We start from the raw sequence: 24,649 nt of genomic DNA on the forward strand, positions 1-24,649 counted from the left end.
GCATAGGGGAATTCATGTCATACGCTCGCTTTGCGATCTACTATATCCCGCCGGACGGGCCGCTGGCCGATTTTGGCGCGGCATGGCTGGGATGGGACGTGCTGAAAGGCTGCGCCGTGCCGCAGTGCGATCTGCCCGGTTTGCATGACATCACCATGACACCGCGCAAATACGGGTTTCACGGCACGCTCAAGCCGCCGCTCAGGTTGCGGGACGGCCTGACCCAAGTCGATCTGGGCCAGGCGGTGGCCGCATTGGCGGCGCAGGTTGCGCCCGCGATTTGCGACGGGCTGGAACTGTCGCGCATCGGCCGTTTTCTGGCGTTGACGCCCGCAGGCCCGGTGGACGGTCTGACCCGCGTGGCAGGCGACTGCGTGCGCGCATTGGACCGATTCCGTGCCCCGGCCAGTGCAGCCGAACTGGACCGCCGCAGGCAGGCCGGGCTGACCCCGCGCCAAGAGGCAAACCTGACAACCTGGGGCTATCCCTACGTGATGGATGATTTCCGGTTTCACATGACCCTGTCGGGCCAGTTGACGCCCGAGGCCCTGCCGCAGTGGGAGGCCGCCTTGCGTGACCGGTTGCCCGCCTTGCCCACGCCCTTTGCGCTGAACGAGATTGCGCTGTGCGGCGCGGGGGATGACGGGCGGTTTGCGCTGATCCATCGCTACGCCCTGACGGGTTCAAGTAGCGCCAGCGCGCGTGCGATGGTCTGATCCAGCGGGCCATCGTTCGACAGGTGCAGGACGTCCAGTCCGGCAGGTAGCGGTTTGTCCGCCTGTGCCAGACGGTTTGCGATTTCGGACCGGGTTTCGCGTCCGCGCGCGGCCAGACGCGCTGCGATGGTTTCGGGGGTCGCCGTCACGTGCAGCACCAGCATGCCGGCAAAGGCATCGGCCCCGGCGGCCAGCGCCTTGCGCGAGAAATTGGCGATGCAATGGGTTCCCTTGGCCAGTTGATACCGCACCGTCTGTGGGATGCCGTAATGCAGGCCGTGTGCGCACCAATGCACGACAAAGGCGCCGTTTTCCGCCATGTCGTCGAATGCGGCAGGGGTGACGGCGTCGTAATCCTCGCCGCCCAGATCGGGCGCGCGGGTGATGACGCGGCGCACCAGATGCAGGTCGGGCATGACCGCGCAGAGGCCGCGCATCACGCTGTCCTTGCCCACGCCCGAGGGGCCGACGACGGCGATCAGGCGGCCTGCGGATGCGCCCCCCGCCGTCATGCCACGGCCTGCGGGGTAAAGGCACCAACGTCGATTTCGCGGTCGCATATGCTGTCGCGCGCCTCGGCGTCATGAAAGATGCCGATGATCGCGGCACCGCGCGCCTTGGCATCCGCAATCAGGGACAGCACAATTTCGCGGTTGTGGGGATCGAGACTTGCGGTGGGTTCGTCCAGCAGCAACGCGGGATAGGGGTGGGCAAATCCGCGGGCGATGTTGACCCGTTGCTGTTCGCCCCCCGAAAAGGTGGTGGGGGACAGCCCCCACAGCCGCTGCGGGATGTTGAGCTGGGTCAGCAAGGCGCGGGCGCGGTCCTGTGCGGCTGGCGCGGGGATGCCCAGGACGCGCAAGGGTTCTGCGACCACGTCCAGCGTCGGCACGCGCGGCACCACCCGCAAAAACTGGCTGACGTAACCCAGTTTTGCCCGGCGCAGGGCGATCACATCGCGCGGCTGGGCCTGCACCAGGTCGACATCACCGATACGGATGGACCCCGATTGCGTCAGGTAGTTGCCGTAGATCATCCGCATCAGGGTCGATTTTCCCGCCCCCGACGCGCCGGTCAGCGCCACGCATTCGCCAGGTGCCACGGTCAGGTTCGCCTTGTCGATCACCGCGATCACGGCGCTGCCCTGGTTATGCAGCGTAAAGGTTTTCGACACATCGGTCAGCGTAATCATCGTTCAAACCTGCAAGACGGAGGACACAAGGAGCTGGCTGTAGGCGTGCTGCGGGTCGTCCAGCACCTGATCGGTCAGGCCGGATTCCACCACGCGGCCGGATTTCATCACCATGATGCGGTCGGCCAGCAGGCGCACCACGGCCAGATCGTGGGTCACGATGATCGCGGACAGCCCCATGTCGCGCACCAGCCCGCGCAACAGGTCCAGCAGTCGCGCCTGCACGGACACATCCAGCCCGCCCGTTGGTTCGTCCATGAACACCAGCCGCGGCCCGGTGACCAGATTGCGGGCGATTTGCAACCGTTGCTGCATCCCGCCCGAAAACGTGGTGGGCCTGTCGTCGATGCGTCCGGCGTCGATTTCCACCCGGCCCAGCCAGTCGGTGGCCTGATCCCGGATCGATGCGTAGTTGCGCGCGCCCACGGCCATCAGCCGTTCCCCCACGTTGCCACCCGCCGACACCCCCATGCGCAGCCCGTCGCGGGCATGCTGATGAACAAACGCCCAATCGGTGCGCGACAGCATCCGGCGTTCGGGTTCGGACATGGTGACGGTATCGCGCGGCCCGTGATTTTCATGATCTGCCGCGTCGCCCTGTGGCGGTTTGCGGGTGTCGAACACGACCCGTCCTGCATCCGGTGCCAGATGCCCCGCCATGCAGTTCAACAAGGTGGATTTGCCGGACCCGCTCTCGCCCACGATCCCCATGACCTCGCCGGGGTAGAGGTCAAAGGAAACGTCGGCGCAGCCGATATGGGTGCCATAGTGTTTGGTGATGCCCTGCACCGACAGCAGCGGGGTCATGCCGCGTCCTTTCCCTTGTGGCCGGCGGACTGACGCGCCGTGCAGTAATCGGTGTCTGAACAGACGAACATGCGCCCGCCCTGATCGTCGGTGATCACCTCGTCCAGATAGCTGTCGGTCGCGGCGCACAGGCCGCAGGGGTGATCTGCCTTGGACGGGGTGAACGGGTGATCGTCGAAATCCAGGCTGACCGCCTGCGTATAGGGCGGCAGCGCGTAGATCCGCTGTTCACGGCCCGCGCCGAACAGCTGGATCGCGGGCGTGCCAGACAGTTTGGGGTTGTCGAATTTCGGGATCGGCGAGGGATCCATGACATAGCGTCCCTCGACCTTGACCGGGTAGGCATAAGAGGTGGCGATATGGCCGTGGCGGCTGATATCCTCGTAGAGTTTGACATGCATAAGCCCGTATTCTTCCAGGCTGTGCATCTTGCGCGTCTCGCTTTCGCGCGGTTCAAGGAACCGCAGCGGTTCCGGGATCGGCACCTGATAGACAAGGATCTGACCTTCGGTCAGCGGTTCCTCGGGGATGCGGTGCCGGGTCTGGATCACGGTGGCGTCGCGGGTCGCCGTTGTCGTGGCAACGCCCGCCGTCCGTTCAAAGAAGCTGCGGATCGACACCGCGTTCGTGGTGTCGTCGGCGCCCTGATCGATCACCTTGAGTGTATCGTCAGGGGTCAGCACGGCCGCCGATACCTGCACCCCGCCGGTGCCCCAGCCATAGGGCATCGGCATTTCGCGGCTGGCAAAGGGCACCTGATAGCCGGGGATCGCCACACCCTTGAGGATGGCGCGGCGAATCATCCGTTTGGTCTGTTCGTCCAGATAGGCGAAATTATAGGCCTGATCGGTCACAAGAGCCCCCTGTGTTGCAGTTGCGGCCGCAAGTTCTCTGGCCAAGACGGTTGGCGTTGCCAGTCCACCAGCACGCCGCCGATGTCGAATACGACTGTATCCACGTTCATTCTGCGGCCTCCTGCCCCGGTGCCGCACCCGCCGTCCGGCGCAGTTTGCGCACCAGCTCCAGTTCCGACTGGAAATCGACATAATGGGGCAGCTTGATGTGTTCGAGGAAACCCGTCGCCTGAATGTTGTCGGCGTGATACAGGACGAATTCGGCGTCCTGTGCGGGTGCGCCCACGTCGTCCTCGCCCAGTTCCTGCCAGCGCAGGGCCCGATCCACCAGCGCCATGGCGATGGCCTTGCGTTCGGATTGGCCAAACACCAGACCATAGCCGCGCGTGAATTGCGGCGGTTCGGTTTTCGATCCCTTGAACTGGTTGACCGTCTCGCATTCGGTCAGCGTGACCTCGCCGATCTCGACCGCAAAGCCCAGCTCGGGAATGTCCATTTCGACGGCCACCGTGCCGATCCGCAATTCACCCACGAAGGCGTGGTTGCGGGCGTACCCGCGCTGCGTCGAATAGGCGAGGCCGAGGGTGAAGCCTTCGTCAGCGCGGGTCAGCGCCTGCAGGCGCAGCGCCCGGTCGGCGGGCATTTCCAGCGGTTCGCGGGTCAGGTCAGGGGGCGTTGTGTCGTCGTGCGGGGCCTCTTCGATCAGGCCCTCGCGGTTGAGGAACCCGGTGACATGGGGCACCGGGCCTGTCGCGGCGTCCTGTTGCGGGGCATCCGGCACCACGCCATCGGCGGCCAGTTTGAAATCCAGCAGCCGGTGCGTGTAGTCAAATGTCGGCCCCAGGATCTGTCCGCCGGGCAGGTCCTTGAACGTGGCCGAGATGCGCCTGTCACAGGCCATGGCGGCCGTATCGACGGGGCGCGATGCGCCGAACCGGGGCAGGGTCGTGCGATAGGCGCGGATCAGGAAAATCGCCTCGATCAGGTCGCCGCGCGCCTGTTTGATCGCCAGCGCGGCCAGGTCGGGATCATACAGCGACCCCTCGGCCATGACGCGATCGACGGCCAGTTTCAGCTGCTCGCGGATCTGTGCGGTGCCCAGTTCGGGCACATCCCGGTCGCCGCGGCGTTCCTCGGCCAGCCAGGCATGGGCGTTCTGGATGGCGCGTTCGCCGCCTTTGACTGCGACATACATCACGACACCTCGGCGGTTGCGCTGACACGGGTCGAGCGCGGCAGGGCCGCCAGCCGGGTGCCGCTGGTCAGGATGAAATCCAGACCGCGCGGAAACAACGCCCGGTTGGCACGAAAGGCCGCGATGTCGGGCAACGGCAGGTTGGCCTGTGTCTGAATGCCCGGCCCGGTCAGGGTGGCGCCGGGCCCGGTCAAGTCGGCATGGTCCACGATCAGGGTCGCCGAACGGTCGGGATATTGGGCTGTGCCGGTCGGATAGGTGTCCAGCGGCATCAGCGCGTCCCAGATGCCGACCGCGAACATGCAGTCCGACGGGCCAGTCAGCGGTGCGCCGGTGTGAAACGCCAGCCAGTCGCGCACGGCGGCGGTGTCTGCGTCACCTGCCAGATACACCCGGGTGTCGCCATCGCACAGGGTCAGCAGGACCGCGCCCGCCGCGGGCGACAGGGGCGCTGGTGGCTGCACACCCGCGATGTCCCGCCGGCTGCCGGGACGGGCCATCGCATCCAGGATGCTGCGATAGGCGTGGGCGGACTGGATCGCGGGGTGATCGAACCCGCCGGACAGGGTGTCGGGCTGCATCAGTCCTCTCCTCTTGTCATGGTGAAAAATTCGACCTTGGTCGCGGCGGCACGGGTGGCGCGCGCGGCGCGCCTGTCGGTCTGTTCGTCGGCCAGCGGGTCCAGCACGGCGGTACGGATGCGGTCGGCATCCGGTCCCTGCATCAGCGCATCGACCAGTGCCGCGGCGGTGGCGTCGGCGGTGCGGCGGCCCTGCACATAGGCGTGACCGACGGTCCCGTCGTCCAGCGTCAAGGCGCAGCGGGTCACCGTCACCTCGCCCATGTTGAACGCGGCACCCCTTCCCCCGGCGCGTCCGCGCACCATGGCCGTGCCGATTTCGGGGGCCCGCAACCAACGGTAGGCCGGGCGCGTCATGGCCGCATCCAGCAGCGCTGCAACGCGGCCCTCGGGCGCCTTGGCCATCAGGCCCATCCAGACCTTGCGCGGATTGTCGTGGTCGGGGGAATCTTTCATCTCGACAACTTTTGCAGATACTATACAACTATACATATTCTAACCGAACCCCCGCCAAAAGACAGAAGAGATTTGTGAAGTTTGCGTGACAGATCCCCCAAGACCCCGGTGTGGCAGGCGATCGCCGATGCCCTGCGCGCGGACCTGAGCGAGGGGCGTCACGCCCCCGGCGATCGGTTGCCGACCGAGGCTGCCTTGGCCGAACGGTTCGGGGTCAACCGCCATACAGTGCGGCACGGTGTGTCTGCGCTGGTCGCCGAGGGGCTGGTGCGCAGGCGGCGCGGGGCAGGGGCCTTTGTCACCGCGACGCCGACCGATTATCCCATCGGGCGCAGGGTGCGGTTCCACGACAACCTGATCGCCGCCGGGCGCAGGCCGGAAAAACGGCTGCTGTATCTGGATACGCGCAGCGCCAGCGCGGGCGAGGCGCAGGCGCTGGCATTGGCCGAAGGCGATGCCGTCTGCGCCTATCACGGATTGTCGCTGTCCGACGGCCAGCCCATCGCCCTGTTCGAGAGCCTGTTTCCCCTGTCGCGCCTGCCGGGAATCGTGCAGGCGCTGGAACAGACCCGCAGCGTGACGGCCGCGCTGGCGGCGGCGGGGGCCGCCGATTACACGCGGGCCACGACACGGCTGACGGCCGTCCGGGCGACCGCCACGCAGGCGCTGCACCTGCACCTGACCGAAGGCGACCCTTTGCTGCGGTCCTCGGCGGTCAATGTGGGCGAAGACGGTTCCCCCGTCGAATACGGCCGCACTTGGTTCGCGGGCGACCGCGTGACGCTGACCATCGACGCCTGAGCGCGTCACGCGCGATAGCGGTCCTCGAATTCGAAACCATAGGCCTGCGGTGCGATCTGCCGGGGCGACAGCGCATAGGTTTCGGTCCTGAGAAAATCCATCATGCCCTGCGCATCATCGGCATAGCGCGCGATCCGCGCTGGCGCGATGGGCGCGCCGATGGCGATGCGCACGGGTTTGTTGGTGCGCCTGCGAAATTCCTTGAGCAAGAGCGCGACCCGCAGGTTGGGGTGGATATGACTTGCAAGCTGGAACAGGCGTGAATTTTGTCCGTCGAAATAGACGGGCACGACAGTGGCGCTGGATTTGACGATCATGCGCGCGGTGAACCTGCGCCAGCCGGGGTCCAGCGGCTGCATGAAGGGTCTGGCCGCGGTCGAGACAGTCCCACCGGGAAACACGCCGATTGCACCGCCCGCCCGCAGGCAACCGATGGCCGCCGCGCGGGTCTCGAGGTTCTGTTTCACAGCGTTCCGCGTCTGCGCGAAATTGACCGGCAGCACCACCCGGTCGAGGTCCGGCGCGTCCTGAAACACGCTGTTGGCCAGGATGCGGAAATCAGGCCGCCGCACCGACAACAGGTATCCCATGATCAGCCCGTCAAGGATGCCGAACGGATGATTGGCCACCACGACCAGCGGCCCGGTGGCGGGAATGTCGGTGATCGCGCCCGACATCACGTCAAGGCTGAGCCCGTAGCGGTCGACCATGACCTCCCAGAAATTGCGGCCCTGCCGGATTTCCAGATCATAGTCGCGGGCGCGCTGGATCAGGTGCAGGCGGCCGGTCGCGTTCTCGATCAGCTTGATCATGGTGCGGCCCGCGCGCGACTGCGCCGCAGTGGCATAGCTGACGTGGGAACGGGCGGGGCTGTCCATGTTCTGCACCATGTTGCCTGGGTCGCATCTGATTACGACCGTCAGGCAACAGTCGCGTGACAGCCGGATCAGGTCGCGTCCTCGTAGCGGTCCAGAAAGGCCGCGGCAGACAGGTTGCGGAAATCGGACAGTGCCGCGCGCAGGCGGTCGTGCGGCCAGTCCCACCACGCCAGTGCGATCAGCCGGTCCGCGATGTCGCGCGGCTGGCGCAGGCGCAGTGGGCGCGCGGGCGTGCCTGCCACGATGGTATAGGGGTCCACGTCTCGGGTCACCACGGCGCCGGCTGCCACCACGGCCCCATGGCCCAGCGTCACCTCCGGCTTGATCATGGCACCCGCGCCGATCCAGGTGTCATGCCCGATATGCGCCAGCCGGCTTGCGCGATGGGCAAAGAATGCGGGGTCGCGGTCGGCATCATCCCAATAGTCATCCGAGCGATAGAGGAAATGGTGACAGGCCGCCGTGTCCAGCGGGTGATCGGTGGCACCGATCCGGGTAAAGGCCGCGATATTGGCGAATTTGCCGATCCGGGCATTGGCGATATCGGCGTAGCGGTCGCAATAGCTGTAGTCGCCGAATGTCGTGTTGCCGATGCGGCTGCCACGGCCGATTTCGACATAGGCGCCAAAGTGGCTGTCGGTGATGTCGCAGTCGGGATGCACAAAGGCTTTGTCGGCGGACAGGCGTGGCATGGTCAGAACGGCCTTTCTTTGCCGGTAAAGTGCAGAAATCTTCCGGTGTCGGCCATCGTCAGACGGTCGATGAGTGTGATGATGCCCGCAGCGACCGTGCCGGGCCGGTTCAGCGTCAATGCCGTGAACCCGTCACCGCCATGGCGCGTGGTGCCGATGGGGCTGTGGCCCGCGGCGCGTGCGGCGATCATCAGGGCCGCACCTATGCCGCGATTGGCCCCGGTGATCAGGACACGGGCCATCAGTCATTGCGTCCGATCAGCTTGCCGCGCAGCCAGCCCGAAAACCAGTCCATGAACATGACCATCGCGATGATGAGGACGATGTAATAGGCGACCTCTTCCCAGTCCTTTTGGGTCTGGATCGCCTGCGTCAGCATCAGGCCGATGCCGCCGCCGGTGATCGCACCGATGATCGTGGCGGACCGGGTGTTGGATTCCAGAAAATACAGGATCTGCGCCAGCAGCACCGGCACCACCTGCGGGATCACGCCGAACCGGTAGCGCTGGATCGGTTTGGCACCGGTGGATGCGACGCCCTCGATCTGGCGTTGATCGACGTTTTCCAGCGCCTCGGAGAAGATCTTGCCAAAGGTGCCGGTGTCGGTGATCAGGATCGCAAGCGCACCGGTCAGTGGGCCGGGGCCAAAGGCGCGCGCCAGAACCACCGTCCAGATCAGCGCATCGACGCCGCGCACGAAATCGAACAGACGCCGGGTCGCCGCGCGCACCAGCATGATCGGCGAAAACCGCTTGGCCGCGAGAAAGCCCAGCGGCAGGGCGATCATCGCCGCACCCATCGTCCCCAGAAAGGCCATCAGGATCGTCTCGCCGATGGCCCAGGCCACATCCTTGTGCCGCCACATAGCGTTGTTCCACCAGTCCGATACGGCCCCCGCGATATTGGGGCGCGCAGGGTCGATGCGGTCGCCGAACAGGATCGCCGTCAAGCCCTGTCCGTAATAGGGGCTGTCCAGCGTGAACCAGAACAATTCCCAGCCGGGGAAATAGTTGAATACCTCGCTGCGTGACCCGGTCAGGGTGATCCGGCCCTCGGGGGTGGTGATCCCGATGCGGCGGGTGGTGGCGGAAATCCAGTCGGGCAGGTCGTCAGGCAGATTGCTGGCCAAGCTGCGGCCTTCGGCCTGCACGGTAATGCGCTGGAACCCCGGCACGTCGATTTCTGTCACGCGGTCGGGCAGGTAGCGCACGATATGGCCCGCGCCCAGGTCGATGGTCAGCCCGCCTTCGGTGCCGCTGACCCAATCGGGGCGCATGCCGTCGGGATAGGTGCCCTTGCGTTCACCCTCGATCGCATAGGTGATGTCGCCGGACCTGTTGTCACGGTTGACGTGCACCTTGTGCGACCAGCTGTCGGCAGCCAGCGTGATCGCGTTTTCGAGGCTGGCACGCTGCGCGAGCCCCGGCAGGTCAAAGGCAAAGAAGATATAGATCAGGTAGGCCCCGATCACCGAAGGAACCCCCAGCGCGAACAGCCGTTTGCGGCGGAACAGATCCTCTGCCCGATGTTTGGCTACGGAAAGATCGGTGTTGATATCGGTCGCAGTCATTGACCCTGCCCCTCTGTCAGGCGGTTGCGATAGCGGCTGGACACCTGGTCAAAGAACACGATGGTGCCGAACAACAGGACAAAGATGGCGGCGGCCTCGTCGAACCGGCCCGGCCCCCAGGCCATTGAATTGCGCAGCTCGTAGCCCAGACCGCCTGCGCCGACGAAACCCAGGATCGCCGAGGCGCGGATGTTGATTTCGAACCGCAGCAGCGTGTAGCTGACATAGTTGGGCGCGACCTGCGGCAGGACGCCCAGCAGCATCCGCTGGAACCATGTGGCGCCGGTCGATGCCAGACCCTCGACCGGTTTGAGGTCAGCGTTTTCGGCCACCTCGGAAAACATCTTGCCAAGTGCGCCTGCCGTGTGGATCGCGATAGCGATCATCGCAGGCACCGGACCACCGCCCAGCACAAAGATCAGCACCAGCGCGATGACGATTTCGGGCACCGCGCGCATGATGTCCGAGATACGGCGAAACAGCGGAATTAGGCGTGGCCATTTCGCAAGACCGCGCGTCCCCAAGAGCGACAGGAACAACCCGCCGACAGCGCCGATCAGGGTCGATACGGCGGCGATGTTGATGGTTTCCACCAAGGCCGGAAAATACTTGGCCATCAGGCCGGGCAGGTCGCCGCGTTTTTCCCAGGCTTCTGACAGCACATCGGCGGGATAGTCGCCGATCTGGTGCAGGCCTTGCCAGAACCCGCCTGCGTTGCGGTCGTCGGCAACGTTGAAACCGGACACCATCAGCACGACGAACAGCAGCAGCATCAACCCGCCATAAAGTCTGCGGCGCTGGACCTGCGCCATATAGCTGGACTGTATGCTGTCCACGCGCACCTCACCGCCGCTGAGTGATATGTCTGACATCCTGCCCCCGGACATAGAAAGACCGGCAGCCCGCGGGGGGCTGCCGGATCAATGGTTCAACTGGTTCAGTTGCCGATCACGGCCTGACGCGCGGCGACGATGCTTGTGTACATGTCATGGGTGACGGGCTGGAAACCCAGCGTGTCACCGGCCGCCACGCCATAGGCGCAATCGGGGTCGTTTTCATACAGGTTGGCGACCAGTGTGGTCATGGTTTCGCGCACATCGGCCGGCAGGGCCTTGCGCAGGACGACGGGGCCCTCTGGGATGACGGCGGATTTCCAGATTTCGACCAGGTCGTTCATGTCGACCAGACCGGCATCCACGGCCTTGCGCAGCGCGCCAGAGTTGTAGCCGTCTTCCCAGTTGCCCTGGCCGTCGGCCCAGGTCACGCCGCCGTCGATATCGCCGTTTGCGACAGCGACGATGGTCTGTTCGTGACCGCCGGTAAAGGAGACCTCGCCAAAGTATTCACCCGATTCCATCGTGATGCCGTCCTTGTACTGCGGAATCTCGATCGAGGGGATCAGGTAGCCGGAGGTTGAGTTCGGATCACCAAAGCCGAACACCTTGCCTTCCATGTCGTCCAGCGAGGTGATGCCGCTGTCGGCGCGGGCAAACCCGATGGAATGATAGCCAACGGACCCGTCAAGGTTCACCTTGATCAGCACGGGATCGACGGCCTCGGGGTCCTGAAGAAAGATCGAGGCATAGGCGGATGCGCCCAGCCACGCCATGTCGATGCTGCCGCCCAGCAGGCCCTGGATCACACCGTTGTAGTCGGCGGGGGCGAACAGGCGGGTTTCGACGCCAAGCGCCTCGGTCGTGTAGTCGGCCAGGCACTGGTAGCTGTTCATGCGGTCCTGTGCGTTTTCGCCGCCCAGGATGCCGATGCGGAATTCCGTGATCTCTTGGGCGAAAGCGCCGGATGACAGTGTCGTGGTGGCGGCAAGCGCCAGGGCGAGGGTCTTTTTCATCATGTTCTCCATTGGGTTTGATGAAGGTGGCCCGCGAAGTCTGCGGGGTGGTGCTGGTTCAGGCGTATGCCGCGGCCAAACGGACCTCGGGCCTGTCCAGTGTTTCGATTTCGGTGGATGTGGCGGCCTCGGAAAAATCCGCGCCGGCACCATAGATGTCGCGCGCGGTGGCGGTGGTCAGTTCCTCGGGGGTGCCGTCAAACACGATGCGCCCGTCGCGCATCCCGATCACGCGGTCGCAGTAGCGGCGCGCGGTATCCAGCGTGTGCAGGTTGGCGATCACCATGCGGCCGTCCTCTTCGTGGATGGCACGCAGGGCCTGCATCACCACTTGCGCGTTCATCGGATCAAGCGATGCGATGGGTTCGTCGGCCAGAATGATCTTAGGGTCCTGCATCAGGGCGCGGGCGATGGCCACGCGTTGTTGCTGGCCACCTGACAGGGCCTCGGCGCGTTTGGGGGCCTGTTCCGCGATGCCCAGACGGTCGAGGATTTCGATCGCATGATGAATGTCGGACTGCGGATACAGGTTGAACAGCGTGGCAAGGGTCGACCGCTTGTTCAGCGTGCCGTGTAGCACATTGGACACCACGTCCATGCGCGGCACGAGGTTGAACTGCTGAAAGATCATCGCGCAGCGGGATTGCCAATCGCGCCGGGCGGCACCGCGCAGCGCGGTGATGTTTTCATCCCCGAACATGATGGTGCCGCTGGTTGCGTCGCTAAGGCGGTTGATCATGCGCAGCATGGTCGACTTGCCGGCACCGGAACGGCCGATGATCCCGATCATGGCGGGTTTCGTGACGACGATATTGGCCGTGTCCACGGCTGTCTTGTCCCCAAACCGTTTTGTCAGTGCGTCTATCCTGAGCATGTCACCCCCTTGGTTTGAGGGCGGGATAAGGGCGTCTGACGACAGAACCGTGACGGTTTTGTTTCAGGCTCTTTACGGTTTTGAAACGGTTCTGTGACGGGCGGGGTGCCGCGTTTTCTGGCTCTGCTGGTCAGGAAACACTTGCCGATAGAATACTAATTCCGTAATTCGTGAAATATGGAATCAATGATCGCACACCGTCTGTCCATCCTGGGCCATCCGCAACGCCTTGCGCTGTTTCGGCTGCTGATGCGCCGCTATCCCGATCATGTGCCCGCCAGCGAACTGGCGCGGGCGCTGGGGCTGAAACCCAATACGTTGTCCGTTTATATCGGCGCGCTGATGCAGGCCGGACTGGTGGATCAGGAACGCGCCGGGACATCCCTGCGCTATGCCATCCGGCTGGACAGCGCGCGCGAGACATTCGACTACCTGCTGCACGATTGCTGCCGGGGGCGGCCCGACATCTGCACGCCGCTGGCGATGGATAGGCCCGCTGCCGATGCTGCGGGTCGCAAGTTCAAGGTGCTGTTCCTGTGCACCGGCAATTCCGCGCGGTCGATCATGGCCGAAACCATCCTACGGGCCGTGGCAGGCGACAGGTTCGACGTCTGGTCCGCAGGCACCCGGCCACGGTCCGCGCTAAACCCCGATGCCGTCGCACTGCTGCAGCAAAAGGGGCACGACACCGCCACGCTGGAGGCCAAGAGCGTGACCGTGTTTCAGACCCCCGATGCACCCGATTTCGATTTCGTGTTCACCGTCTGCGATCAGGCCGCGAACGAGGATTGCCCCGCCTGGCAGGGGCAACCGATCAGCGGCCACTGGGGTCTGCCCGATCCGGCCGCCGTGACAGGCACGGACGCGGAACGCGCGCTGGCGTTCCACCAGACCTATGGCGCGTTGCTGCACAGGATCAGGGCCTTTGCGGCGCTGCCGGTCACATCGCTGGACCGGATCGCCCTGCAACGGGCGGTCGATGACATTGCTGCACAAAAAGGATTTGCCGCATGACCACCTATGCCCTCAACGGCCTTGGCCGCATCGGGAAACTGGCCCTGAAACCGCTGCTGGCACGCGGCGCAAGGATCGCATGGATCAACGACGCGGTGGGCGATCCCGCGATGCAGGCGCATCTGCTGGAATTCGATTCGGTCCACGGTCGCTGGGATGCGGATTTCAGCCACGACGCCGACAGCGTGACCATCGACGGCGTGCGGCTGCCCTTTGTGGGCGCGCGCAACATCGCGGATCTGCCGCTGGACGGGGTGGATGTGGTGATCGACTGCACCGGCGTGTTCAAATCCGAGGCAGCCCTTGCCCCCTATTTCGCCGCCGGCGTGAAAAAGGTCGTGGTCTCGGCCCCGGTCAAGGACGGCGACGCGGCCAATATCGTCTATGGCGTGAACCATGACACCTATGATGCCGCCCGCCACCGGATCGTCACGGCGGCCAGCTGCACGACCAACTGCCTGGCCCCGGTGGTCAAGGTTGTGCATGAAAGTCTGGGGATCAAACATGGGTCCATCACCACGATCCATGACGTGACCAACACCCAGACCATCGTGGATCGCCCGGCCAAGGATCTGCGCCGCGCACGGTCTGCGCTCAATTCGCTTATCCCCACGACGACGGGCAGTGCGACGGCGATCACGCTGATCTACCCCGAACTGACGGGCCGTCTGAACGGTCACGCGGTCCGCGTGCCGCTGCTGAACGCATCCCTGACCGATTGCGTGTTCGAGGTGGAACGCCCGACCACCGCAGCAGAGGTCAACGCCCTGTTCCAGGCGGCCGCCCAGGGACCATTGCAGGGCATACTGGGATACGAGGAACGCCCGCTGGTGTCGTCGGATTACACCAACGACACCCGGTCGGGGATCGTGGACGCCCCATCGACCATGGTGATCAACGGCACGCAGGTCAAAATCTACGCCTGGTATGACAACGAAATGGGTTACGCGCACCGGTTGGTTGACGTGGCCCTGATGGTCGGGAATTCGGTGTGACCGTGACAAACACGCGCCCCGAGGGGCTGTCAGCCTATATCGCCGTCACGGCGGCCTATTGGGCGTTCATGCTGACCGATGGCGCGCTTCGGATGCTGGTGCTGCTACATTTCCATACGCTGGGGTTCAGCCCGGTGCAGCTGGCCTATCTGTTCGTGCTGTATGAAATCGCGGGCATGGTGACCAACCTGTGCGCGGGCTGGATCGCGGCGCGGTTCGGCCTGACCGCCACCCTCTATGCGGGTCTGGGCATTCAGGTGCTGGCACTGCTGGCGCTGACACAGCTGGACCCTGCCTGGACCGTGGGCCTGTCGGTCGCCTATGTCATGGTGGTGCAGGGGGCCAGCGGCGTGGCCAAGGACCTGGCCAAGATGTCGTCGAAATCCGCGGTCAAGCTGCTGGCCCCCGCGCAGGACGGCGGATTGTTCCGCTGGGTGGCCTTGCTGACCGGGTCCAAGAACGCGGTCAAGGGGCTGGGCTTTCTCGCCGGGGCGGGCATGTTGGCCACGATCGGTTTCACCGGGGCGGTGCTGGGGATGGCTGCCGTGCTGGCGGTGATCCTGATCGCGGTGCTGATCGCGATGCCGCCGGGCCTGCCGCGCGGACGACGCGGCACCAAATTCAGCGAGGTGTTTTCCAAATCCGCCAACGTCAACTGGCTGTCGGCGGCGCGGGTGTTTCTGTTCGGCGCGCGCGACGTCTGGTTCGTCGTGGGCATCCCGATCTATTTCTACGCGGTCCTTTCGGATGGCACGACCGACGGCAACCGGGCCGCTTTTTTCATGATCGGCAGCTTCATGGCGGTCTGGGTGATCCTCTATGGCATGGTGCAGGCTGCATCGCCGCGCCTGCTGCGCGCCGCACAGCGCAGCGAAGGCGATCTGACCCTTGCGGCGCGCGGCTGGGGCTGGACATTGGCCGTGGTGCCTGCGGTTCTGACGGTGGCCGCACTGGTGGCGGGCGGCCCGCAGACCTGGCTGACCGTCACGCTTGTGGCAGGGCTTTTGGCCTTTGGCGGGGTGTTCGCCATCAATTCGGCGCTGCATTCCTATCTGATCCTCGCCTTTACCAAGGCCGAGCGTGTGACCATGGATGTCGGGTTCTATTACATGGCGAATGCGGCGGGCAGGCTGCTGGGCACGGTGCTGTCGGGACTGACCTATCAGCTGGGCGGTCTGTCGTTGATGCTGGGTGTGGCCACGGTCATGGTGGGGCTGTCAGCGGTGATCACAGGGCGTCTGCGTCCCGCCTGACGGAGCCCTGCGCTGCCGATCACATGCGTGACAGCCGGTCCTCGTCATCCACAACGATCAGGGACCCGGCACCGTCCGTCCATGCCCACAACACGAGGTTCATGTCCGATGCCGCCGCGCCCTTGGCAAAGCTGCGAACAAGCAGACCATTAAAACCGTCCGCCGATAGTCTGCGCGCAAGATCCTGTGTCGGCACCGTCTGATGATCCAGCATTCTGCTGCGCCATGCGGCATCGGCAAGCAGCGCTGGCGTAACACCGTATCGTTTCAGTGCCAGTTCATCACCCGTATCGAAAATCGGGCCAAGGTCTGCGGTGTAGGACACCAGGATCGTGGGCTGCAGACTGCCGACCTGATGGGCCTCGCGCAGCGCTGTCGCGGGATCGAGCGCGGTATACAGCGCCGGTGTCCCCTTGGGGTTGAAGCGCCCGCCGAACAGGGCCGCACCGTGCCCCGACAGGGGGGTGCGCGCATAGACCGGGTTCAGGGCCCGAAAAAGCGGCCCGGTATAGCGCCCGTGCCTGAGTCGCATCAGGCAAAGACACCGGCATCGACCGCGTCGATATATTCCAGAACCTGCTGCGCCTTGCCTTCTTGGACCAGCTGCATGGCGGTCCTGCCGTCAAAGCCGGGCAGGGGTTCGGACCGATACCACGCATAGGCGATCAGTTCCGATCCAAAGCGTGGCGAAACCTTGTTCAGCACCTCGACCAGTTCGCGCAGGCGGCGCTGTGTCTTGTCCGAACCAATGCGGGCACGCCGCTGCAAGGCATCCTTGCCCAGACCGACCGTTAGGGCGATTTCCTCGGATGACGTGCGCAGGACAGCCGCGATCTTGCGTGGTTCGAATTGTCCAGCTTCTGCAAAATGGGTGATGTGCATGACGGGTTCCAACAGCTTATATGACGCTATATGGCGTCACTATTACCGAATTTCAAGTAGCCCGGACGCAACCTACAAGCAAGACCCCGATCAAAAGGGCGCAACTGACTGGCGTGATCCGGTCGTCGGATGTGGGCCGGTGCGTCGCCCTCAACCGCGGCGATCTTGGCGAAAAACTCCAAGGCGCGTCTTGCATTCCTGAACCAACTGCCGGTTTCCACAGGCATCCCAGCGGCGCCAGAGGCTGGGACCGCTCTGTTGCCAGCGTACCGGGGCGCAGCGATGGTGCGCCGGACAAGCTGGCAGCGCACGCATGCAGACTGCCCTGAACCAATCGCTATATGACATAATGTTGGTTACGCGGCGATGCGTGTCACCGGGACGCCTTTTGCAGCAGGCCGATCAACTCGTCGAACTTGGCGCGCTGTTCGGTCGGATCGCCGCTTCGGATCGCGGTTTCGACGCAATGGGCGGCGTGGTTTTCCAGAACCAGCCGTTCGACACCCAGCAGCGCTGACCGGATCGCGGCGGTCTGCGCCAGCACGTCCATGCAATATCGGTCCTCTTCGACCATGCGGGCCACGCCGCGCACCTGACCTTCGACGCGGGACAGCCGGTCGAGGGTTTTCTGCTTGTTGGCTTTCATCCGGTCACTCCTGTTCCTTGGGGTCCGGTGACCCTCTGGTCATATACCCCTATAGGGTATATAGGTCACCTGAAAACGTCATGGCGCGACATGCGACATGACCACCCCTGTCAGGAGGCAGACGATGTCGATCCAAACCCGCAACGTGTCCGACGTGACGACAGACCCCGCCACGGCGGCCACCGGAAAAACGGCCGTTCTGTATCGCATGGCCCTGCCCGACCACCTGTGTCCGTCCGGGCAAAAGGCGCGCTGGCTGTTGCAGTCCAAGGGATATGACATCGACGACCGCCTGTTCCGCACCCGCCCCGAGGTCGATGCGTTCAAGGAAACGTTCGACGTGCCGACCACCCCGCAGGTCTGGATCGACGGCACACGGATCGGGGGTTACAGCGATCTGCGCGTGGCCTTGACCGACCACGATCCAAAGGCCACGACCTATCGCCCGGTGATCTATCTGTTCGCAGTGGCAGCCGCGACGGCACTGGCCTTGTCGATCGGCTTTCTGGGGGCGATCACATGGCAGACGTTGGGCTGGTTCATCTCGGTTTCGATGATTCTGCTGGGCATGCAAAAGCTGCGCGACATCGAAAGCTTTTCCACCATGTTCCTGAACTATGACCTGCTGGCGCGCAAATGGGTGCCCTATGCCTATGTCTACCCTTGGGTCGAAACCGGCGCGGGCGTGTTGATGACGGGGATGCTGCTGACCCCGTTTGCAGCACCTGCCGCGCTGTTCATTTCAACCGTCGGTGCCATCAGCGTGTTCAAGGCGGTCTATATCGACAAGCGAGAGCTGAAATGCGCCTGCGTGGGCGGCAATTCCAACGTGCCGCTGGGGTTCGTCAGCCTGACCGAAAACCTGATGATGATGGGCATGGCAATCGTCATGATCGTGCTGGCCCTTAGCTAAGGTCATCCTTGTCGCGGTAATTGTCCGGGTCAAAGACTACGAAAAATTCGTAGGTACACCAGCCCGCCGCGGCGCAGGCGATCATCGTCCACAGCGGCGTGCCCAGCAGCAGCTCAAACAGCGCCCAGCCCCACAGCACCATGCAGACCACCAGCCTGCGGGACCGCGGCGCAAAGAACGGCGCGCGCACGTTGATCAGGTCACTCAGGGGCATCGGCGGTTGTCCATTTCTGTCAGCGCGGCGTCCAGCCGGTCGCCGGGCCAGTTTTCGGTCAGGGCGCGACGCAGGATGTCAGCCTGCGATACCGGGGCGTTGCCGTCCAGCGGCGGGTCCGTGTCGAGGTTCGTCGGAAAGGCATAGCCTTCTGCGCTGGCCGCGATCACCGCAGCGACCTGCGCCGCCGTCATCGCGGACCCCGACAACACAGGATAGAGCGCACGGACCATCGCCGCGCGGTCAACGCTTTCCATGGCGCGACCAAAGGCAGAGGACACCTGCAACAGCATCACCATCCGCGCGATGTCGGCGCTGCGATTTTCGCCCGCCGCATGAAACAGCGCGGGATTGAAAAAGATCACGTCGCCCTTGGCCAGCGGCAGCTGGATGCAGTGATCCTCGAACAGCGCGCGGTGGGCGGGATCGTGAAACGCAACGTAGCCCGGCGGATAGAGCTGCGAGAACGGCAGCAGTTTCGTAGGCCCGCTTTCAATGGGCATGTCGCAATGCGCGATGCCACCCTGCAGCGTCAGCGCAGCGGTCAGATCATGGGCGTGTACGGGATAACGCGCGGCCCCTGCAGCGGATTGGAACCCCAGGTGATAATCGCGGTGCGCCTGCTGCGCCTTGCCACCGGGGCGCACCTGATTGACCTGGGCGGTCATCTGATAGGCCGGGCCCAGCCAGGCCTCGCAAACAGCGGCAATGGCGTCGTTGGCAAAATACCCGGCAAAACAGGCGGGATCGCGCAGGCACAGTTTCTGCAAGGCGTTCCAGATGCGGTCATTGGCACCCGATGCCGCGAAATGGTCGCCCTTTCCCGCGCCCTGCGCCGCCTCTGCCGCGATGATGGCGTTGAACACATCCGTCGCCCGGTCGATGACGCCGGTGTCGCCATAGCTGCCGCGCAGAACGATCACCCCTGCGGATTCCCGCAGCACCCAGGCCCATTCCGCCATCAATGCCCGCCGCGCGTCCTGGTCGGCCAGCGCCGGGGCCAGGGCGTGCATGTCGTAGATTGGCACCTGTTGCGTCACCGTCGCGGCATGGGGCACATCCGCATGATCAAGCCGCCGCCCGATCAACGCGCGCAACGTTTCTGGATCGCCTGCGTCGGCGTCGAAGTAGCCTGCTGTCCTGTCCTGCGTCATGTCGCTTACCCCCGGAACATCGGTGGTCGCGCATCCACCCACCGGCCATCGTCACGCCCGCTGGCGGCCACGGCGAAAACGGCGGCCATGGACCGCAAGCCATCCTCGGCGCGCGGATATAGATCGGCAGCGGGATCGACAGGATGACCCGCGGCATGGGCGCGGATCGCGGCAGCCAGATCGAGGTAGATATTGGCAAAGGCCAGCGGCATCCCCTCGGCATGACCGATCGTGACGCGGCTGGTGCGGTCGGCCTCTGGCGACAGCTTCGCCTCGCCACGTTCGATGGTCTGCAATCGCCCGCCGAGCGGCATCCAGAACAACTGGTTGGGCTGTTCCTGCGACCACCGCAATCCGCCCTTTTCACCAAAGACCTGCAAGGTCAGACCGTGCTGGCGTCCCAGCGCGACCGAGGATGTCCACAACCGCCCGACAGCCCCGCCGTCAAAGCGCATGTTCACCATTGCATCGTCCTCCAGCACGCGGCTGGGGATGCAGGACACGGTGTCGGCGGACAGTTTTTCCACTTCTTGCCCGATGACGAATGACGCCATGTGCAGCGCGTGAATGCCGCAATCGGCAAATTGCGCCGACACCCCTGCCTGTGCGGGATCATAACGCCAGCGCACACGCGGATTGTCAGCGTCGGCGGCATCGGCGTGGTGACCATGGGCGAACTCTGCCTTGACCAGACGGATCGCACCCAGATCGCCACGCGCCACCATCGCCCGCATGTGGCGCACCAGTGAATACCCGCTGTAGCCATAATTCACCGCACAGATCTGCCCGGTGGTCCGGGCAATCCTGACGATCTCTTCGCCCTCTTCGACGGTCATCGTCATCGGCTTTTCGCAAAGAACGTGAAACCCTGCCTCCAGATAGGCCTTGGTGATTTCGAAATGGGTGGCGTTTGGCGTGGCCACCGTCACAAGGTCGATACGGTCGTGGCGCCCACGCTCGCCCGCCAGCATCTCTTGCCAGTCGCCATAGGACCGGTCGGCGGCCAGACCCAGCGTCTGACCATAGGCGCGGCCCGCGTCGGGGCGGTGATCCAGTGCGGCGGCGGTGAACTCAAACGCACCGTCCAGCCCTGCGCCCAGCCGGTGCGCCGGCCCGATCTGGCTGCCTTCGCCACCGCCGATCATGCCCCATCTCAGTTTCGTCATGTCACAATCCCCTCGTCAAAGCCGATCCCGGCCAGATAATCACGGTTGGCCCGCGCATCCGCCACGGGCGACACATCCAGCGTCGGGTCGCAGTCCTGTTCGACCGTGCACCATCCCGCATAGCCCGCATCCAGCAGCAGGGCGCGCACCGCTTTGAAATCGACCTCTCCATCCGACAGGTTGCAGAAAATGCCCTGCCCGCAGGCATCGTAGAACCCGGTGCGCTTGGCGATCACATCCGCCTTGACCACGGGGTCCGTCGTCTTGAAATGCACATAGGTCAGCCGGTCGATATGCCGCTGCATGAACGCCAGCGGATCGAACCCGGCATATGTGCAATGCCCGGTATCAAGGCACAGTTTCAGCTGTGCAGGATCAGTTTCCAACAGGATGCGCTCGACCTCGGTCTCGAAATCCAGAAACCCGCCCGCATGGGGATGCAGTTCCGGCGTCAGGCCATAGTCATCGGCGGCCATGCGCGCGACGGTCATGATCCGGTCGCGGAACGCCTGCCATTCGGCGGCATCCATCTGTTCCGCCTCGGCCGCGCGGCCCGCAGTCGGCGCACGGCGCGGCGAGATGGAATCGATGATCACCAGATGTTCGGCCCCATGCGCCTGCAAGGCGCGGCAGGTCCGCACCGCCCCGTCCATGACGTCATCCCAGGCCGCAGGGTCGTGAAACGGACGGAACACCACCCCGCCGATCAGGTCCAGCGCATGTTCATCCAGCGCATCACGCAGCATCGCGGGGTCCTCTGGCATATAGCCCACGGGCCCCAGTTCGATCCCGCCATATCCCGCCGCCGCGCAATCACGCAGCACATCGCGCCAATGGGGGTTGCGCGGATCATCCGCGAATTCCACACCCCAGGAACAGGGCGCATTGCCAATACGTATCGTCATGGTCGGTCCTCAGGTCTGGGGCACATCGACCCAGCGCCGTTCCCGCGCCGAGGTCAGTGCCGCGTCGATCACCTGCGCCACGGCAAGCCCGTCGCGAAAGGTAGGGAATACGGACTTGCGTTCATGAATCGCGGTCAGGAAATCCTTGGCCTCGATGATGATCTGGTCCTGGTAGCCTGTGCCGTGGCCGGGCCCCTGACAGAACGGCGCGTAATCGGGATGCGCGGGGCCGGTCAGGATCTTGCGAAAACCGCGTGTCGCCTCGGGGCCTTCGGCCTTGTACAGCCACAGGGCGTTCTGGTCCTCTTGGTCGAACCGGATCGCGCCGCGCGTGCCATGAATTTCATAGGCATAGCCCATCTTGCGGCCCGTGGCGGTGCGGCTGGAATAGATGTGGCCCAGCACGCCGCTGGCGAACCGGCACATGATCTGGGCGTGGTCGTCGTTGGTCACGCGCCCGCCGGGACGGTCGGTGTGCAGCGTTTCGACCTCGGCCATGACGCTGGTGATGGGCCCCATTAGTGCCAAGGCCGCATTAACCGGATGCGGGGCCAGATCGCCCATGTTGCCATTGGCCATCCCGTCACAGCGCCAGTTGTGCGGCGCATCCGGGTCGGCCAGAAAATCCTCGGTGTGTTCGCCGCGAAACCATGTGACGCGCCCGATTTCCCCATCGGCCAGCAGTTGCCGCGCGAACTGGCTGGCGGGGGTGCGGATATAGTTGAACCCGACCATATGGGCGACACCGGATGCCTCGGCCAAGGCGACCATGGCGCGGCTGTTTTCCAGCGTATCGGCCAACGGTTTTTCGCAGAACACAGGCTTGCCCGCGGCAAAGGCCGCCTGTGCCATCGCGTGATGCGTATCCGGCGGGGTGGCGATGATGACGGCCTCGACCGCAGGATCGGCAATCAGCGTCTGCCAGTCGGGGGCGGCGCGTGCGAAACCGAAATCACGGGCATAGCGCGCCGCACTGTCCGGCGAAGATGCGGCGATCATTTCCAACCGGGGACGCAGGGCGGTTCCGAACACGGCCCCCACGACGGACATGGCCACCGCGTGGGCCTTGCCCATATAGCCGCCACCGATGATCCCGATGCCGATCTCGCGCATGTCACGACCTCCCCTTCGTGTGGGCACCGTTGCGCGCGCCCCCGAAATCAGTAGCCTGCCATCTGCGCCCAGACAAGCCGGGTGCAACGCGCCGACAAAAGGACCGCCCATGCACATCGCCCCCTATGACAACAGCAACCGCCCGATCGTCGATATCGACGACGACACGGTGCCGCTGAACTATTTTAACATCGTCAAATTGACCCGCGGGCAAAGTTTCGACTACCGCGTGCCCGGCTACGAAACCTGTATCGTGCCCGCCACCGGCACGGTCGATGTCGCGGTCGAGGGTGTGGCCTTTGACGGGCTGGGCGGACGCGGCACCGATGTCTGGGACGGAGAGCCGGAGGGCGCCTATATCCCGTCGGGGGCCAAGGTCACGATCACCTGCACATCGGACGCGACAGAAACATTCGTTGCGGGCGCCAAATACGACAAGGTGCTGGACCCCTTCGATGTGCGCCGCGACCAGATCGACCTTGTGCAATACGGCAGCGACGACACGAAAACCCACCGCAAGATCAAGCATATCCTGGGCCAGAGACAGGCCGACCGGGTGGGCCGCCTATTGGTAAGCGAGCTTTATACCGTGGGTCAGGGCGGCTGGTCCGGTTTTCCAAGTCACAAACATGACACCGACCGTCTGCCGCAGGAAACCCGCCACGACGAAACCTATAATTTCCGGTTCCGCCCCAACCACGGGTCCGGCCTGCAAATGCTGCAACGCGAGGACGGCAAACCGGGCGACGCCTATCACATCGTCGATGGGTCCACGATCTGCATCGACCGGGGCTATCATCCCTGCGCCGTGCTGCCCGGCTACGAGATGTATTATTTTACCATCCTCGGCGGTCTCAGCCAGCGGCCGCTGGTGCAGTATTTCCAGCCCAGCCATGCCGACCAGATCGAAACCATCCCCGGCATCAAGGACATGATCGCGAAATTCAAATGACCCTTGCCACGCTGTCAGATGTACTGATCCCGGCCCGCGCGGGCGGCTATGCCATCGCAGGGCTGGTCTGTCAGGGCTGGGAAGACATGCGCGCCTATGTGACCGCCGCCGAGGCTGAACGCGCGCCCGTGATCCTGCAGGCCGGGCCGGGCTGTCGCGCGCATACCCCCCTGCCCGTTCTGGCCGGGATGATGCGGCATCTGGCCGATGCGGCCAGCGTGCCGGTCGTCATCCATCTGGATCACGCCCATTCGCTGGATGAATGCCGGGCCGCCATCGACCTTGGGTTCACCTCGGTGATGTTCGACGGATCGCGCCTTCCGCTGGCGGACAACATCGCACAGACTGCGCAGGTCGTGCGGATCGCGCAGGCGGCAGGCGTGTCCTGCGAAGGCGAGATCGGTTTCGTGGGCTATGACGCGGGCGCGGCATCCATCGGCACCGACCCGGCAGAGGCCGCGACATTCGCCCGCGACACGGGCGTGGACGCGCTGGCTGTCTCAGTCGGCAACGTGCATTTGCAACAGGGGGCCGGGGCCGCGCTGGACGAGGCGCGCATCCACGAGATCGCGGCGCTGACCGATGTGCCGCTGGTGATCCACGGCGGGTCGGGCGTGCCGCCGGTGCAGCGCAGCGCATTGGCGCGGGGGTCCAACATCTGCAAGTTCAACATTGGGACAGAGCTGCGCATGACATTCGGTGCTGCCTTGCGGCAGACCTTGGTCGACGACGACCAGATTTTCGACCGCATCGACATCCTGTCCGCGACCGAGGCCTCGCTCTGCGCCGCCGCCCGCCGGATCATCGCGTCACTGGGTGTTCAGTCCCGGCACGTGTTGGATGGGATTTAGAATGAAACGATCTGGCTCTGAGGTCCAGATTTTGCAGATGTATTCGTAGGGGGTGAGGCCGCTCGGGGTCTTTCGCCTGCGTGCGCGGCTGCTCCGGCGGTCTTGCACCGCATAATGGGTGGGCGAT

The 24,649-nt window shown here is 64.5% G+C and carries 30 protein-coding genes and 1 pseudogene; 8 read left to right on the forward strand and 23 right to left on the reverse strand.

What is annotated here, in order from left to right; translation table 11 throughout:
* Positions 1 to 14: 14 nt before the first annotated feature.
* On the forward strand, positions 15 to 716 hold the full coding sequence (locus tag LGQ03_RS15895) for a DUF1045 domain-containing protein (RefSeq protein WP_226749193.1): 702 nt from the start codon (positions 15 to 17) through the stop codon (positions 714 to 716).
* Here LGQ03_RS15895 and phnN read toward each other — a convergent pair.
* The 7 genes from phnN to phnG form a co-directional block, all read right to left on the reverse strand.
* Positions 668 to 1,228 (reverse strand): phosphonate metabolism protein/1,5-bisphosphokinase (PRPP-forming) PhnN, encoded by a 561-nt coding sequence (phnN, locus tag LGQ03_RS15900; protein WP_226749194.1) that lies wholly within the window; start codon positions 1,226 to 1,228, stop codon positions 668 to 670. The two genes, LGQ03_RS15895 and phnN, sit on opposite strands and share 49 nt — an antisense overlap.
* Positions 1,225 to 1,908 (reverse strand): phosphonate C-P lyase system protein PhnL, encoded by a 684-nt coding sequence (gene phnL / locus LGQ03_RS15905; protein WP_226749195.1) that lies wholly within the window; start codon positions 1,906 to 1,908, stop codon positions 1,225 to 1,227. Before phnL ends, phnN begins: the two co-directional genes overlap by 4 nt.
* A gap of 3 nt (positions 1,909 to 1,911) precedes the next feature.
* A complete protein-coding gene (gene phnK, locus LGQ03_RS15910; RefSeq protein ID WP_226749196.1) occupies positions 1,912 to 2,715 on the reverse strand; it encodes a phosphonate C-P lyase system protein PhnK in 804 nt (267 codons plus the stop codon).
* Positions 2,712 to 3,569, reverse strand: a complete 858-nt coding sequence (locus tag LGQ03_RS15915; RefSeq protein WP_226749197.1) for an alpha-D-ribose 1-methylphosphonate 5-phosphate C-P-lyase PhnJ — start codon at positions 3,567 to 3,569, stop codon at positions 2,712 to 2,714. Before LGQ03_RS15915 ends, phnK begins: the two co-directional genes overlap by 4 nt.
* 106 nt (positions 3,570 to 3,675) lie before the next feature.
* Positions 3,676 to 4,764, reverse strand: a complete 1,089-nt coding sequence (locus LGQ03_RS15920; RefSeq protein WP_226749198.1) for a carbon-phosphorus lyase complex subunit PhnI — start codon at positions 4,762 to 4,764, stop codon at positions 3,676 to 3,678.
* Positions 4,764 to 5,345 carry a phosphonate C-P lyase system protein PhnH gene (gene phnH, locus LGQ03_RS15925; RefSeq protein ID WP_226749199.1) on the reverse strand — a complete coding sequence of 194 codons (582 nt, stop codon included), beginning with the start codon at positions 5,343 to 5,345 and terminating at the stop codon, positions 4,764 to 4,766. Before phnH ends, LGQ03_RS15920 begins: the two co-directional genes overlap by 1 nt.
* A complete protein-coding gene (gene phnG, locus LGQ03_RS15930; RefSeq protein ID WP_226749200.1) occupies positions 5,345 to 5,800 on the reverse strand; it encodes a phosphonate C-P lyase system protein PhnG in 456 nt (151 codons plus the stop codon). Before phnG ends, phnH begins: the two co-directional genes overlap by 1 nt.
* 81 nt (positions 5,801 to 5,881) lie before the next feature.
* On the opposite strand from phnG, the gene phnF reads away from it, so the two are divergent.
* A complete protein-coding gene (gene phnF / locus LGQ03_RS15935) occupies positions 5,882 to 6,601 on the forward strand; it encodes a phosphonate metabolism transcriptional regulator PhnF (RefSeq protein WP_226749201.1) in 720 nt (239 codons plus the stop codon).
* Between the two features lie 5 nt (positions 6,602 to 6,606).
* On the opposite strand, the gene LGQ03_RS15940 is transcribed toward phnF, so the two are convergent.
* The 7 genes from LGQ03_RS15940 to phnC all read right to left on the reverse strand — a co-directional run bounded on the left by LGQ03_RS15940 (position 6,607) and on the right by phnC (position 12,464).
* The gene (locus tag LGQ03_RS15940; protein WP_226749202.1) at positions 6,607 to 7,479 is read right to left on the reverse strand and encodes a lysophospholipid acyltransferase family protein; all 873 of its coding nucleotides are present in this window, start codon (positions 7,477 to 7,479) and stop codon (positions 6,607 to 6,609) included.
* Positions 7,480 to 7,547: 68 nt separating this feature from the next.
* A complete protein-coding gene (locus tag LGQ03_RS15945; protein ID WP_226749203.1) occupies positions 7,548 to 8,171 on the reverse strand; it encodes a DapH/DapD/GlmU-related protein in 624 nt (207 codons plus the stop codon).
* Positions 8,172 to 8,173: 2 nt separating this feature from the next.
* Complete coding sequence (locus LGQ03_RS15950; RefSeq protein ID WP_226749204.1) at positions 8,174 to 8,413, reverse strand: hypothetical protein; 240 nt, start codon at positions 8,411 to 8,413, stop codon at positions 8,174 to 8,176.
* Positions 8,413 to 9,741, reverse strand: coding sequence for a phosphonate ABC transporter, permease protein PhnE (gene phnE, locus LGQ03_RS15955; RefSeq protein ID WP_226749205.1), 1,329 nt, complete (start codon positions 9,739 to 9,741; stop codon positions 8,413 to 8,415). The genes LGQ03_RS15950 and phnE (LGQ03_RS15955) overlap by 1 nt, the downstream gene beginning before the upstream one ends.
* The gene (phnE, locus tag LGQ03_RS15960; RefSeq protein ID WP_226749206.1) at positions 9,738 to 10,613 is read right to left on the reverse strand and encodes a phosphonate ABC transporter, permease protein PhnE; all 876 of its coding nucleotides are present in this window, start codon (positions 10,611 to 10,613) and stop codon (positions 9,738 to 9,740) included. The genes phnE (LGQ03_RS15955) and phnE (LGQ03_RS15960) overlap by 4 nt, the downstream gene beginning before the upstream one ends.
* A 65-nt stretch (positions 10,614 to 10,678) precedes the next feature.
* Positions 10,679 to 11,590 carry a phosphonate ABC transporter substrate-binding protein gene (gene phnD / locus LGQ03_RS15965; protein ID WP_226749207.1) on the reverse strand — a complete coding sequence of 304 codons (912 nt, stop codon included), beginning with the start codon at positions 11,588 to 11,590 and terminating at the stop codon, positions 10,679 to 10,681.
* A gap of 58 nt (positions 11,591 to 11,648) precedes the next feature.
* The gene (gene phnC, locus LGQ03_RS15970; RefSeq protein ID WP_226749208.1) at positions 11,649 to 12,464 is read right to left on the reverse strand and encodes a phosphonate ABC transporter ATP-binding protein; all 816 of its coding nucleotides are present in this window, start codon (positions 12,462 to 12,464) and stop codon (positions 11,649 to 11,651) included.
* Between the two features lie 177 nt (positions 12,465 to 12,641).
* Between phnC and LGQ03_RS15975 the strand changes: the two genes are divergently transcribed.
* The 3 genes from LGQ03_RS15975 to arsJ are packed head-to-tail and all read left to right on the forward strand — an operon-like array spanning position 12,642 to position 15,726.
* Positions 12,642 to 13,478 (forward strand): arsenate reductase/protein-tyrosine-phosphatase family protein, encoded by an 837-nt coding sequence (locus tag LGQ03_RS15975; protein WP_226749209.1) that lies wholly within the window; start codon positions 12,642 to 12,644, stop codon positions 13,476 to 13,478.
* Positions 13,475 to 14,473 carry an ArsJ-associated glyceraldehyde-3-phosphate dehydrogenase gene (locus tag LGQ03_RS15980; protein ID WP_226749210.1) on the forward strand — a complete coding sequence of 333 codons (999 nt, stop codon included), beginning with the start codon at positions 13,475 to 13,477 and terminating at the stop codon, positions 14,471 to 14,473. Before LGQ03_RS15975 ends, LGQ03_RS15980 begins: the two co-directional genes overlap by 4 nt.
* Entirely contained in the window at positions 14,470 to 15,726 is a 1,257-nt protein-coding gene (gene arsJ, locus LGQ03_RS15985; protein ID WP_226749211.1) for an organoarsenical effux MFS transporter ArsJ, read from the forward strand. Before LGQ03_RS15980 ends, arsJ begins: the two co-directional genes overlap by 4 nt.
* A gap of 19 nt (positions 15,727 to 15,745) precedes the next feature.
* Here the strand turns inward: arsJ and LGQ03_RS15990 are convergent, their stop codons facing one another.
* The 3 genes from LGQ03_RS15990 to LGQ03_RS16000 all read right to left on the reverse strand — a co-directional run bounded on the left by LGQ03_RS15990 (position 15,746) and on the right by LGQ03_RS16000 (position 17,254).
* Positions 15,746 to 16,258 carry an RES family NAD+ phosphorylase gene (locus tag LGQ03_RS15990; RefSeq protein WP_226749212.1) on the reverse strand — a complete coding sequence of 171 codons (513 nt, stop codon included), beginning with the start codon at positions 16,256 to 16,258 and terminating at the stop codon, positions 15,746 to 15,748.
* Positions 16,258 to 16,608 carry an MbcA/ParS/Xre antitoxin family protein gene (locus LGQ03_RS15995; RefSeq protein ID WP_090161171.1) on the reverse strand — a complete coding sequence of 117 codons (351 nt, stop codon included), beginning with the start codon at positions 16,606 to 16,608 and terminating at the stop codon, positions 16,258 to 16,260. The genes LGQ03_RS15990 and LGQ03_RS15995 overlap by 1 nt, the downstream gene beginning before the upstream one ends.
* 373 nt (positions 16,609 to 16,981) lie before the next feature.
* Positions 16,982 to 17,254: a metal-sensitive transcriptional regulator gene (locus tag LGQ03_RS16000; RefSeq protein ID WP_226749213.1), complete on the reverse strand. Its 273-nt coding sequence runs from the start codon at positions 17,252 to 17,254 to the stop codon at positions 16,982 to 16,984.
* Positions 17,255 to 17,378: 124 nt separating this feature from the next.
* Here LGQ03_RS16000 and LGQ03_RS16005 point away from each other — a divergent pair, with 124 nt between their 5' ends.
* The gene (locus LGQ03_RS16005) at positions 17,379 to 18,167 is read left to right on the forward strand and encodes a glutaredoxin family protein (RefSeq protein ID WP_226749214.1); all 789 of its coding nucleotides are present in this window, start codon (positions 17,379 to 17,381) and stop codon (positions 18,165 to 18,167) included.
* On the opposite strand, the gene LGQ03_RS16010 is transcribed toward LGQ03_RS16005, so the two are convergent.
* Genes LGQ03_RS16010 through LGQ03_RS16030 form a run of 5 tightly spaced genes read right to left on the reverse strand, consistent with a single transcriptional unit; the run spans position 18,160 to position 22,719 of the window.
* Entirely contained in the window at positions 18,160 to 18,381 is a 222-nt protein-coding gene (locus LGQ03_RS16010) for a hypothetical protein (RefSeq protein ID WP_226749215.1), read from the reverse strand. The genes LGQ03_RS16005 and LGQ03_RS16010 overlap by 8 nt on opposite strands.
* A complete protein-coding gene (locus tag LGQ03_RS16015; RefSeq protein ID WP_226749216.1) occupies positions 18,372 to 19,535 on the reverse strand; it encodes a phytanoyl-CoA dioxygenase family protein in 1,164 nt (387 codons plus the stop codon). Before LGQ03_RS16015 ends, LGQ03_RS16010 begins: the two co-directional genes overlap by 10 nt.
* 5 nt (positions 19,536 to 19,540) lie before the next feature.
* On the reverse strand, positions 19,541 to 20,701 hold the full coding sequence (locus LGQ03_RS16020) for a Gfo/Idh/MocA family protein (protein ID WP_226749217.1): 1,161 nt from the start codon (positions 20,699 to 20,701) through the stop codon (positions 19,541 to 19,543).
* Entirely contained in the window at positions 20,698 to 21,606 is a 909-nt protein-coding gene (locus LGQ03_RS16025; RefSeq protein WP_226749218.1) for a TIM barrel protein, read from the reverse strand. Before LGQ03_RS16025 ends, LGQ03_RS16020 begins: the two co-directional genes overlap by 4 nt.
* 9 nt (positions 21,607 to 21,615) lie before the next feature.
* A complete protein-coding gene (locus tag LGQ03_RS16030; RefSeq protein ID WP_226749219.1) occupies positions 21,616 to 22,719 on the reverse strand; it encodes a Gfo/Idh/MocA family protein in 1,104 nt (367 codons plus the stop codon).
* Between the two features lie 109 nt (positions 22,720 to 22,828).
* On the opposite strand from LGQ03_RS16030, the gene LGQ03_RS16035 reads away from it, so the two are divergent.
* Together LGQ03_RS16035 and LGQ03_RS16040 are read left to right on the forward strand one after the other, a co-directional pair.
* Entirely contained in the window at positions 22,829 to 23,671 is an 843-nt protein-coding gene (locus LGQ03_RS16035; protein ID WP_226749220.1) for a 5-deoxy-glucuronate isomerase, read from the forward strand.
* Positions 23,668 to 24,522, forward strand: coding sequence for a class II fructose-bisphosphate aldolase (locus LGQ03_RS16040; protein ID WP_226749221.1), 855 nt, complete (start codon positions 23,668 to 23,670; stop codon positions 24,520 to 24,522). The genes LGQ03_RS16035 and LGQ03_RS16040 overlap by 4 nt, the downstream gene beginning before the upstream one ends.
* Here the strand turns inward: LGQ03_RS16040 and LGQ03_RS16045 are convergent.
* Positions 24,481 to 24,603 (reverse strand): annotated as a pseudogene (locus tag LGQ03_RS16045) (IS481 family transposase); the annotation flags it as partial. The gene LGQ03_RS16040 and the pseudogene LGQ03_RS16045 sit on opposite strands and share 42 nt — an antisense overlap.
* Positions 24,604 to 24,649: the final 46 nt, after the last annotated feature.

It is taken from the genome of Loktanella gaetbuli (assembly GCF_020531945.1).
GTDB classification, from domain to species: Bacteria; Pseudomonadota; Alphaproteobacteria; order Rhodobacterales; family Rhodobacteraceae; genus Loktanella; species Loktanella gaetbuli.

Excerpts from the sequence above, each read along its gene's own strand:
- LGQ03_RS15895 (WP_226749193.1), top strand. The coding sequence starts at position 15 with ATGTCATACGCTCGCTTTGCGATCTACTATATCCCGCCGGACGGGCCG.
- phnN (WP_226749194.1), bottom strand. The coding sequence starts at position 1,228 with ATGACGGCGGGGGGCGCATCCGCAGGCCGCCTGATCGCCGTCGTCGGC.
- phnL (WP_226749195.1), bottom strand. The coding sequence starts at position 1,908 with ATGATTACGCTGACCGATGTGTCGAAAACCTTTACGCTGCATAACCAG.
- phnK (WP_226749196.1), bottom strand. The coding sequence starts at position 2,715 with ATGACCCCGCTGCTGTCGGTGCAGGGCATCACCAAACACTATGGCACC.
- LGQ03_RS15920 (WP_226749198.1), bottom strand. The coding sequence starts at position 4,764 with ATGTATGTCGCAGTCAAAGGCGGCGAACGCGCCATCCAGAACGCCCAT.
- phnH (WP_226749199.1), bottom strand. The coding sequence starts at position 5,345 with ATGCAGCCCGACACCCTGTCCGGCGGGTTCGATCACCCCGCGATCCAG.
- phnG (WP_226749200.1), bottom strand. The coding sequence starts at position 5,800 with ATGAAAGATTCCCCCGACCACGACAATCCGCGCAAGGTCTGGATGGGC.
- LGQ03_RS15940 (WP_226749202.1), bottom strand. The coding sequence starts at position 7,479 with ATGGACAGCCCCGCCCGTTCCCACGTCAGCTATGCCACTGCGGCGCAG.
- LGQ03_RS15945 (WP_226749203.1), bottom strand. The coding sequence starts at position 8,171 with ATGCCACGCCTGTCCGCCGACAAAGCCTTTGTGCATCCCGACTGCGAC.
- LGQ03_RS15950 (WP_226749204.1), bottom strand. The coding sequence starts at position 8,413 with ATGGCCCGTGTCCTGATCACCGGGGCCAATCGCGGCATAGGTGCGGCC.
- phnE (WP_226749205.1), bottom strand. The coding sequence starts at position 9,741 with ATGACTGCGACCGATATCAACACCGATCTTTCCGTAGCCAAACATCGG.
- phnE (WP_226749206.1), bottom strand. The coding sequence starts at position 10,613 with ATGTCAGACATATCACTCAGCGGCGGTGAGGTGCGCGTGGACAGCATA.
- phnD (WP_226749207.1), bottom strand. The coding sequence starts at position 11,590 with ATGAAAAAGACCCTCGCCCTGGCGCTTGCCGCCACCACGACACTGTCA.
- phnC (WP_226749208.1), bottom strand. The coding sequence starts at position 12,464 with ATGCTCAGGATAGACGCACTGACAAAACGGTTTGGGGACAAGACAGCC.
- LGQ03_RS15975 (WP_226749209.1), top strand. The coding sequence starts at position 12,642 with ATGGAATCAATGATCGCACACCGTCTGTCCATCCTGGGCCATCCGCAA.
- LGQ03_RS15980 (WP_226749210.1), top strand. The coding sequence starts at position 13,475 with ATGACCACCTATGCCCTCAACGGCCTTGGCCGCATCGGGAAACTGGCC.
- LGQ03_RS15990 (WP_226749212.1), bottom strand. The coding sequence starts at position 16,258 with ATGCGACTCAGGCACGGGCGCTATACCGGGCCGCTTTTTCGGGCCCTG.
- LGQ03_RS15995 (WP_090161171.1), bottom strand. The coding sequence starts at position 16,608 with ATGCACATCACCCATTTTGCAGAAGCTGGACAATTCGAACCACGCAAG.
- LGQ03_RS16000 (WP_226749213.1), bottom strand. The coding sequence starts at position 17,254 with ATGAAAGCCAACAAGCAGAAAACCCTCGACCGGCTGTCCCGCGTCGAA.
- LGQ03_RS16005 (WP_226749214.1), top strand. The coding sequence starts at position 17,379 with ATGTCGATCCAAACCCGCAACGTGTCCGACGTGACGACAGACCCCGCC.
- LGQ03_RS16010 (WP_226749215.1), bottom strand. The coding sequence starts at position 18,381 with ATGCCCCTGAGTGACCTGATCAACGTGCGCGCGCCGTTCTTTGCGCCG.
- LGQ03_RS16015 (WP_226749216.1), bottom strand. The coding sequence starts at position 19,535 with ATGACGCAGGACAGGACAGCAGGCTACTTCGACGCCGACGCAGGCGAT.
- LGQ03_RS16020 (WP_226749217.1), bottom strand. The coding sequence starts at position 20,701 with ATGACGAAACTGAGATGGGGCATGATCGGCGGTGGCGAAGGCAGCCAG.
- LGQ03_RS16025 (WP_226749218.1), bottom strand. The coding sequence starts at position 21,606 with ATGACGATACGTATTGGCAATGCGCCCTGTTCCTGGGGTGTGGAATTC.
- LGQ03_RS16030 (WP_226749219.1), bottom strand. The coding sequence starts at position 22,719 with ATGCGCGAGATCGGCATCGGGATCATCGGTGGCGGCTATATGGGCAAG.
- LGQ03_RS16035 (WP_226749220.1), top strand. The coding sequence starts at position 22,829 with ATGCACATCGCCCCCTATGACAACAGCAACCGCCCGATCGTCGATATC.
- LGQ03_RS16040 (WP_226749221.1), top strand. The coding sequence starts at position 23,668 with ATGACCCTTGCCACGCTGTCAGATGTACTGATCCCGGCCCGCGCGGGC.